Here is an 8,916-nt window from a genome sequence, read left to right as displayed (position 1 = left end):
CTCCGGGAGTGACCCTTGGCCACGGTTGACACCGCACCCGTAGAACCACACGCACGCCCCACCCTGCCCGTCCCGTCCACGTGGCCGCGCTCGGTGGCGGTCCCCGCACAACTGCGGCCGGTGTCACAGCCAGATCCGGCGGAACGGTCCGGTGCTGTGGCTCAGCCAGGTTTGGTGGAGCGGTCGGGTCCGGTGCCACAGCTGCGCCCGGCGTCACAGTCAAAGCCGGTGGTACAGCCGAAGCCGGCGGCACAGCAGCGCCCGGTTGCGGCCCCGCCGCGGCAGCGCTCCGCGGCGACCACCGAACAGCAGCCTTTCACCGCAGCCGCAGCCCCTGACCGGCAGCGCTTCGCGACAGCCGACGGCCCGCAGCAGTCCGCCGCCACCCTCATCGGTTCCGTCCAACGGGCCATGCGCCTGCTGGAGTCCGTCGCCGGACACGAACACGGAGCACCCGCCAAGCAACTGGCCCGCGAGACCGGCCTCGCCCTCCCCACCGCGTACCACCTGCTGCGCACCCTCGTGCACGAGGGATATCTCCGCCGTGACAAGGGGCTGTTCTTCCTCGGGGAGGCGGCCGAGCGGCTGAGCAGCAGCGGGGCGCAGGAGAAACGTCGCAGCACGATCGTCGACGCCTTGGCGCAGTGGCGGGATTTGATCGGCGCACCGGTGTACTACGCGATGTACCGCGACGGTGAGATCGAGGTGCTGTGTGTCTCCGACACCCCCGGCAGTCCGGCGGTGGAGGAGTGGGCGGACTTCCGTGAGACGGGGCACGCGCACGCGATCGGCCAGTGTCTGCTGGCCCAGTTGGGCGAGGACGTCCGCCGTGACCACCTCGACCGTTACCCCGTGCGGTCCCTCACGCCGTACACCGTGCGCGACGGTCACGCCCTGGTGCGGCGCCTGGACCGGATGCGGCGGACGGAGCTGGTGGTGGAGCGTCAGGAGTACGCGCTGGGGACGGTCTGCGCGGCGATTCCGATCACGCTCGGCGCCACGGCCGCCACGATGGCCATCTCCCTGCCCTCGCATCAGGCCGACCGACTGCCGGTCGCGGCGCGGCAGTTGCAGGCCGAGGTCGGCAGGCTTCTGGGGTCGCTCGCGCTCTCTATCAGTATCTGAAAACTTACTCCTTGTGATCTAACGTGTACGTTCAGCAATATTCCTTCAGTGTCACGGGGATCATTCCCGGCCAGGCGACGGCAGTTGACGGGATAGGCGATGCGCGAGTCCGTACAGGCAGAGGTCATGATGAGCTTCCTCGTTTCCGAGGAGCTCTCCTTCCGTATCCCGGTCGAGCTGGGCTACGAGACGTCCGATCCGTACGCGGTGCGGCTGACCTTCCATTTGCCGGGCGACGCCCCGGTGACCTGGGCCTTCGGTCGCGAGCTGCTGATCGACGGGGTGGGCATGGCGTGCGGGGAGGGCGACGTGCGGATCGAGCCCGTCGATCCCGAGACGCTGGGCGAGGTGCTGATCCGGCTTCAGGTCGGCAGCGACCAGGCACTGTTCCGCACTGGCGCGGCCCCGCTCGTGGCGTTCCTCGACCGCACCGACCGGCTGGTTCCGCTCGGTCAGGAAGGTGCCCTCGCGGACTTCGACACCCACCTAGACGAGGCGCTGGACCGCATCCTGGCGGAGGAGCAGAGCGCGGGCTGATGTGTCGTCACGGAGGTGGGGGCGGAAGTTGGCGTAACGCTTCGCCACGCGCCCTGAAGCTCCTGGAGGCGCTGTGAGCCCTGAAGGTCAGTGGGGGCCAGAGGAACCGCAGTAACGCTTCTGCGTGGCCCCTGGGGGCCCTTCCCGCCGTCCTCCGCGCCCAGTGCCTACGGTGCCTCAGCGCTGCTGTGCCTCAGCACTACGGTGCCTCAGTGCTTGCGGCGTCGGCCCTTCCCGCCGCGCGCCGCCGCGGGCTTGGCACTCGGCGCCGCCGTGGACGCGGTAGCCCCACCTGCCGAAGCCGCACCGCCTGTCGGAGCCGCACCCGCCGGAACTGCCTCAGGCCCCGGTCGGTCCGCCGAGACCACCAGGGCCGCGAGGGCCGTGGTGACCGGTACCGACGCGACCAGGCCGATGGAACCCACCAGCGTGCGCACGATCTCCTCGGCCACCAACTCGCTGTTGGCGACCGCTCCCACGCTGCTCTGCGCGATGGAGAAGAGCAGCAGCAGGGGCAGGGCGGCGCCCGCGTAGGCGAGGACGAGCGTGTTGACGACCGATGCGATGTGGTCGCGGCCGATGCGGATGCCTGCGCGGTACAGCCCGCGCCAGCCCATCGAGGGGTTGGCCTCGTGGAGTTCCCAGACCGCCGACGTCTGCGTGACCGTCACATCGTCGAGCACGCCGAGCGAACCGATGATGACGCCGGCGAGCAGCAGACCGCTCATGTCGATCGACGGGTACAGCCCGTGGATCAGGCCGGTGTTGTCGTCCGTGTTCCCGGTCAGCGCGGCCCAGCCGATGAACACCGAGCCCAGGACGCCGATCAGCACCAGCGACATCAGGGTGCCGAGGACCGCCACCGAGGTGCGGGCCGACAGGCCGTGGCACATGTAGAGGGCGATGAGCATGATGGCGCTCGATCCGACCACCGCCACGATCAGCGGGTTCGAGCCGTGCAGGATCGCGGGCAGGATGAAGAAGTTCAGGATCATGAAGCTGATGGCCAGGGCGATCAGCGCCATGACGCCGCGCAGCCTGCCTACCACCACGACGGCCAGCGCGAAGATCCCGGCGAGCAGTGCCATCGGGAACTTACGGTTCACATCGGTGACGGAGTACTGCAGATCCTTGGGCGCGGAGGGTTCGTACGCGACCACGACTTTTTCGCCCTGATGCAACTGCCGTGACTGGTCGGGCTGCACGATCTCCGTGAACGTACGGCCCTTGTCCTTGCCGGTGGAGACCGTGACCGTGGCCTTCTTGCAGGTGCCGGCCGCCTCCTGTGCGGCAGAGGAGCCCTCGGCGGTGGAGGTGTCCCCGGTCGAGCCCCCGCCCGAGGCGTTCACCGACGCGCAGCTCACGCTGACGACCTTGGTGACCGTCGCCTGCTGTGTCTGCCGGTCGAAGCCGACGCCGGTGCGCTTGTGCGACGGGGCGCCGCCGGGCCAGAGCACCACCATGCCGACCACGACCGCCACCGTGAACGGGATCAGGATCGCCGCGATGACCTTCCGCAGATGCCGGGAGACGGGCGCGGCGGGGCCGTGGCTGTGCGAGTGACCGTGTCCACCGCCTGCCCCGGAACTGTGCCCGCCGTCTCCACCCCGTCCGTGTCCGCCGTCCCCACCCGATCCGTGGTCGTGCCCGGAACCCGAGCCATGGTCGTCGCCGGATCCCTGGCCGTGTCCATGCGGCGGCCCGGTCGGCGGGTACGGGGGCTGCTGTGTCGTGGTCACCGCCCGATCATCGCAAGAACGCCGGAGGCCCACTGTTCACCGCGCCACTTATGACGCTAGCGTGGAGGCACCTTTGCACACGCGGGAGCTCGGAGCACCGGGCTGAGAGGGCGCTGACCTTCGTCTTTGCGATGTTTCACGGGAAACGTCACCTGAATCGAGTGATGTTTCACATGAAACACCGGCTGACGGAAGCCGCTGCGTCGACCGCCGAACCTGTTACCGGGTAATGCCGGCGTAGGGAGTAGGTCTCATGACCAACAAGGACGCACGCACGCCTGCCTCCAGCCAGGACGAACAGCCCATTCCGGGCGAGAAGTCCGCACGGGCCGAGCAGCCCACGGAGGCCGGGAAGTCCATCGGCTGGCACAAGGGGTACGTCGCGGGCTCGCGCCCCGATCTCCGGGTGCCGGTCCGTCAGGTGCACCTCACCAACGGGCAGTCCGTGACGCTGTACGACACCTCGGGCCCGTACACCGATCCGCTCGTCGACACCGACGTCCGCAGGGGGCTGGCGCCGCTGCGGGAGAACTGGATCATCGCCCGCGGCGACACCGAGGAGTACGCGGGCCGCCCTGTCCGTCCCGAGGACGACGGGATCAAGCACACCTCACCACGCGGTGGACTGCGCAACCTCGACGCGGTGTTCCCCGGCCGGCCGCGTCAGCCGCGGCGAGGCCGTGACGGTACGCCGGTCACGCAACTCGCCTACGCGCGACGGGGTGAGATCACGCCCGAGATGGAGTTCGTGGCCGTACGGGAGAAGGTTTCGCCCGAGGTGGTCCGGGAGGAGATCGCAGCCGGGCGGGCGGTGCTGCCGGCCAACGTGAACCATCCGGAGATCGAGCCGATGATCATCGGCAAGCGGTTCCTGGTGAAGGTCAACGCCAACATCGGCAATTCCGCGGTCACTTCCTCCATCGAGGAGGAGGTCGAGAAGATGACCTGGGCGACGCGTTGGGGCGCCGACACGGTCATGGACCTGTCCACCGGCCGCAACATCCACACCACCCGCGAGTGGGTGCTGCGCAACTCCCCCGTCCCCATCGGCACGGTGCCGCTCTATCAGGCGCTCGAAAAGGTCGACGGCCGCGCCGAGGAGCTGACCTGGGAGATCTACAAGGACACGGTCGTCGAACAGGCCGAACAGGGCGTGGACTACATGACCGTCCACGCGGGCGTGCGGCTGCCGTTCGTACCGCTGACGGCGAACCGCAAGACGGGCATCGTCTCGCGCGGCGGCTCGATCATGGCGGCCTGGTGCCTCGCGCACCACAAGGAATCGTTCCTGTACGAGAACTTCGAGGAACTGTGCGAGATCCTCGCCGCCTACGACGTCACGTACTCGCTCGGCGACGGCCTGCGGCCCGGTTCGATCGCGGACGCCAACGACGAGGCGCAGTTCGCGGAGTTGCGGACGCTCGGGGAACTCAACACGATCGCGAAGCGTTTCAATGTTCAGACCATGATCGAGGGCCCGGGACATGTCCCGATGCACAAGATCAAGGAGAACATCGACCTTCAGCAGGAGATCTGTGATGAAGCTCCGTTTTATACGCTCGGCCCGCTGACGACGGACGTCGCGCCGGCGTACGACCACATCACCTCCGGCATCGGTGCCGCGATGATCGCCTGGTGGGGCACGGCCATGCTCTGCTATGTCACGCCCAAGGAGCACTTGGGCCTGCCCAATCGTGACGACGTCAAGACCGGCGTCATCACCTACAAGATCGCCGCCCACGCAGCCGACCTCGCCAAGGGGCACCCCGGTGCGCAGGAATGGGACGACGCGCTGTCCGACGCCCGCTTCGAATTCCGCTGGGAGGACCAGTTCAACCTGGCCCTCGACCCGGACACGGCACGGGAGTTCCACGACGAGACGCTTCCGGCGGAGCCGGCCAAGACGGCGCACTTCTGCTCCATGTGCGGGCCGAAGTTCTGCTCGATGAAGATCAGCCAGAGCATCACCGCGCAGTTCGGCGGTACGGCTGCCGCTGGGGCGACGGCTGACGAGGTCGCTGAGGGGATGCTCCAGAAGTCGAAGGAGTTCGCGGCGAGCGGGAACCGGGTGTATCTGCCGATCGCGGACTGACGCGGAAACTGAGGCTCGGGGTCAAAACTGAGGCTCGGGGTCATGGGAGTCGATCGGCTTCCATGACCTGCCTCGTGCGCCTCCCGCGTCCTCTGACCGGGTTCCGTCTATGCCTCTTGGTCAGGGGCAGTGATCCCGAGATCGACACGCATGACCCCGCGCATGTTCCACAAGGCGTCCCACAGCTTTCTCATGTCCTCTCGGACCGAGACCGTGTTCTCGTCCCGTTCCGCCATGCCTCTGTCGATCCGCTTCAGCGCACCGTAGAGGTCGCCGAAGCCACGGTTCGCCGTGCTGGCTGCCGCCATCACGGGATCGGGCATGATCATCTGCGCCTCGGCGTGGCGCAGCCGATGTTCTCGGCGTGCATGGTCCAGCTCGCCCCGCAACTCGTCGGTGACGTCGTCCGACTCCAAGGCGTGGAGGAATTTCGACATCACGTTGATGTAGTCACGTGTGCCGGCGTTGAGTGCGGAGTAGCACGCTCGTCGCGCCTCCACCTGAGCCTGTCGGCGGGCATCCTCGCGTTCGTCGCGGCTCAGTAGCCTTGTGTACTCCAGCTCGCGCGCTCTGGCGCGGTCAGCACTGCGCTGTGTGAGCAAGGCGGATGCCAGAGTGCCACCGATGCCCAGAACGGCAACCGCGATTGCGCTGATTGAGTCACTCATGCCGCCCCCCGACGTCCACTCGGCTGCCGAAGACTCTAACGGCGAGCATGCTGCGACAACCCGGCCGGTACGGCGGTGAGTTCGGCGTACATGCCGCGCGGGGTGACGGCGGGCATGCCGTAGACCTCGTTGTCCAGGTGTCCACGGCAGGGTGACCAACTCCGGCGCACGGCCGGACCACAGCACTCGGCCACCCCTGTGAACCCGACCGGGTGACCGGGTGTTCGGCTTGCGCTCCGTTGGGTGGGGGCGCAAGCCGAGGGGCTACTCCGGCTGGTGTTCGGGCCCCCCGAAGTCCGGGCTGGAGAAGTCCGGGCTGCTGAAGCTCGGACGGTGCCCCGGCTCCGGGCCGTCGTCGGGGCTGGAGAAGCCCGGGCGGTCGTAGCCGAGGTTCGGCATGCGACTCGGGGCCGTGGGTGTCGTACGGCGGAGTGTCGCTGTGCCAGGAGCCGCGAGCGCCTCCTGGAGGAACGGCAGGATGCCGCGTTCCAGGAGGGCGTCGTGCCAGGCGTCCCTGGCGCGGGCCACTTCGCCGCCCGACTCGCCGTAGGGGCCGGTGTCGGGTGAGGGCCTGTTGCGCAGGGCGGTGAGCAGCAGGCCGACGATGGCGACGAGGATCGCCGCCGCGGTCATGGCGCCGAACACCCAGCCGGCGGTGAGCATGGTCTTGGCGAACGCCGGTTCGGGGCTGAGCATCTTGAGGATGTAGCCCACGAGCAGGAAGATCGCCGCGGCCGTTCCGGCGAGGACGGGGGTGAGGACGGCGGCTACGGCGATGGCGCCCGCACCCTCGGCCGCCTCCCCCAGGGTGGTGGCGAGCCCCATCGCGCCCACGCCGGCCGGCTCCGCGGAGTCGGTCTCGTGGACGGCCGACGGGGTGGACGACGCCGGCTGGCGCAGTTCCTCGCGGACCTTCACGTAGTGCTGGTACTCGGTCGCCGCGGCCGCCGTGATGAGCGCGGTGGCGTTCAGCGCCATGGTGCGCAGCTGTTCGGGGTTGAGCCGCTTGCCGACAGCGGCCAGTTCCGGGCGGGTAGGGGCGGAGCGCAGCGCCTCGTCGAGGATCCGCTCGTACTCCTGGCGGTCCTCGCTGTGCAGGTGCTGCGGAACGCTGTTCATGTGCATCCCCCGATGCTCCGTAGGGCTTGGGGCTCGCATGCCAACGAGCCGTCGGGCAGAAACGGAGGGGAGCCTGCTACGGATAAGCCGATGGTAGAGCGGTGACGGCACACGGTGACAGGGGGTTTCCAGAAATTGGCCCCTGGCCAGCGCTGTCGTCCGCCGGTCCTCCGGAGGGGACGCCTGCCCGATAAACGCTCAGATATCCAGCGGCAGTTGCTGGACCAGCAGTTTTCCGGCCATGGTCACTCCGCCGTCCATCGCGATGGCGAGTCCCTCGGCGTAGACGTGCGGTCCCTCGACCACGGGACCTGCGGTGTCCTCGCCGTCCTCGGAGCCCACGTCGCCCAGGAGATACGGAATCGGGCTGTGGCCGTGCACGATCCGGGTCCCGCCGTACATGTCGAGCAGGGAGCGGACATGGTCGGCGCCGCCCTCGTCGCGGAAGGAGAAGCGCTTGGTGAACTTGCGGAACACGTCCCACACCTCGTCCGCGTCGTTGCGCGTGAGGGTCTCGCGGACGTTGTCGTTGACCGCCTCGATCGAGTCGCCGTAGTCGAGGTACGCGGTGGTGTCGGAGTGGACGAGGAGGTGGCCGTCGACCTCCTCCATGGCGTCCAGCCGGGCCATCCACTGCAGGTGGACGTCCTGGAGGCGGTCCATGTCGGTCTTCTGGCCGCCGTTGAGCAGCCAGGCCGCCTGGAAGGTGGCGGTGCCCGCGCCGGAGTTGACGGGGGTGTCGCCGAAGCGCTTCGCGCCCAGCAGCAGCAGCTCGTGATTGCCCATCAGGGCCTTGCAGTAGCCGCCGGCCGCGGCGGCCTCGGCGGACAGCCGCATCACCAGGTCGATGACGCCGATGCCGTCGGGTCCGCGGTCGGTGAAGTCGCCGAGGAACCAGAGCCGCGCGGTGCCCGCGCACCAGCTGCCCGCGGCATCGATCAGGCCCTTCTCCCGCAGGGCGGCCACCAGTTCGTCCAGGTAGCCGTGCACATCCCCTACGACGAACAGCGGACCGGGGCCCTCCGTCTGCTGCGGGACGGCCACCGACGCCGGGTCCACCGCGACCTGAACCGTGTCACCCCGACGGATGACGGGCAGATCGCGCTGAGTGGGCGTGTAGCCCTCCGGATAGACCTCGTCGAAGGCCTCGTCAAAGGCCTCCTCGTCGGGTCGTACGGCCTCGCCGGGCTGCGCGCTGTCGGCGTACGGACCGGTCTCGTGGACGTACGCCGGTACCCGGAAGTCGCGCAACGTCGCCGTCCGCTCCGTCTCGGGTCCCTGACCGGCCCCCTGAGTCATCGACCCCTCCACCATCACGCCGCGTCTGCACCGCGTCGGACTGCCTGGTCGCAGCGGCCCGCGGTGTCGTGGGCCCATCATAGGAATGCGGATCGCGCCATGTGATGACCCAGGGGTGCTGAATCGGACCAGGACTCCGGTCCACCGCGGCTTTCGCCCCGATTGGGCAGGGGTTCGGCTGTTGACCGTCTGCTTGACGTGGGTTGGACGGGGATTGGTTCGCGCCGTTGAGGCGGCTGGAAATCGCCGGTGGTGGTGGCTTGCGGTGGCGAGTGCTTGCGCGGGGTGGTGGGGGCGAACACACCCCGAACCGACGCCCCCACCACCCCGCGCAAGC

Annotated in this window: 8 protein-coding genes; 3 read left to right on the top strand and 5 right to left on the bottom strand. The window is 68.7% G+C overall.

Going from position 1 to position 8,916, the window contains the following annotated elements; genetic code table 11:
* Positions 1–411: 411 nt before the first annotated feature.
* Entirely contained in the window at positions 412–1,125 is a 714-nt protein-coding gene (locus AC31A1_RS40435) for an IclR family transcriptional regulator (protein ID WP_489658072.1), read from the top strand.
* Positions 1,126–1,224: 99 nt separating this feature from the next.
* Positions 1,225–1,662: an SsgA family sporulation/cell division regulator gene (locus AC31A1_RS40430; RefSeq protein WP_033285771.1), complete on the top strand. Its 438-nt coding sequence runs from the start codon at positions 1,225–1,227 to the stop codon at positions 1,660–1,662.
* A gap of 209 nt (positions 1,663–1,871) precedes the next feature.
* Here AC31A1_RS40430 and AC31A1_RS40425 read toward each other — a convergent pair whose 3' ends face one another.
* Positions 1,872–3,401: a YibE/F family protein gene (locus tag AC31A1_RS40425; RefSeq protein ID WP_489658070.1), complete on the bottom strand. Its 1,530-nt coding sequence runs from the start codon at positions 3,399–3,401 to the stop codon at positions 1,872–1,874.
* A gap of 253 nt (positions 3,402–3,654) precedes the next feature.
* On the opposite strand from AC31A1_RS40425, the gene thiC reads away from it, so the two are divergent.
* Entirely contained in the window at positions 3,655–5,493 is a 1,839-nt protein-coding gene (thiC, locus tag AC31A1_RS40420) for a phosphomethylpyrimidine synthase ThiC (protein WP_489658069.1), read from the top strand.
* A 107-nt stretch (positions 5,494–5,600) separates the two neighbouring features.
* Here thiC and AC31A1_RS40415 read toward each other — a convergent pair whose 3' ends face one another.
* The 4 genes from AC31A1_RS40415 to AC31A1_RS40400 all read right to left on the bottom strand — a co-directional run bounded on the left by AC31A1_RS40415 (position 5,601) and on the right by AC31A1_RS40400 (position 8,594).
* Positions 5,601–6,161, bottom strand: a complete 561-nt coding sequence (locus AC31A1_RS40415) for a hypothetical protein (protein ID WP_489658068.1) — start codon at positions 6,159–6,161, stop codon at positions 5,601–5,603.
* Between the two features lie 35 nt (positions 6,162–6,196).
* Positions 6,197–6,331: a hypothetical protein gene (locus AC31A1_RS40410; RefSeq protein WP_489658067.1), complete on the bottom strand. Its 135-nt coding sequence runs from the start codon at positions 6,329–6,331 to the stop codon at positions 6,197–6,199.
* Between the two features lie 94 nt (positions 6,332–6,425).
* Complete coding sequence (locus tag AC31A1_RS40405) at positions 6,426–7,286, bottom strand: hypothetical protein (protein WP_489658066.1); 861 nt, start codon at positions 7,284–7,286, stop codon at positions 6,426–6,428.
* A 192-nt stretch (positions 7,287–7,478) separates the two neighbouring features.
* Positions 7,479–8,594, bottom strand: coding sequence for a metallophosphoesterase (locus AC31A1_RS40400; RefSeq protein ID WP_489658071.1), 1,116 nt, complete (start codon positions 8,592–8,594; stop codon positions 7,479–7,481).
* Positions 8,595–8,916 lie beyond the last annotated feature (322 nt).

This window comes from Streptomyces sp. P5F9 (assembly GCF_057961495.1).
This window is presented reverse-complemented; position numbering and strand designations above follow the sequence as displayed.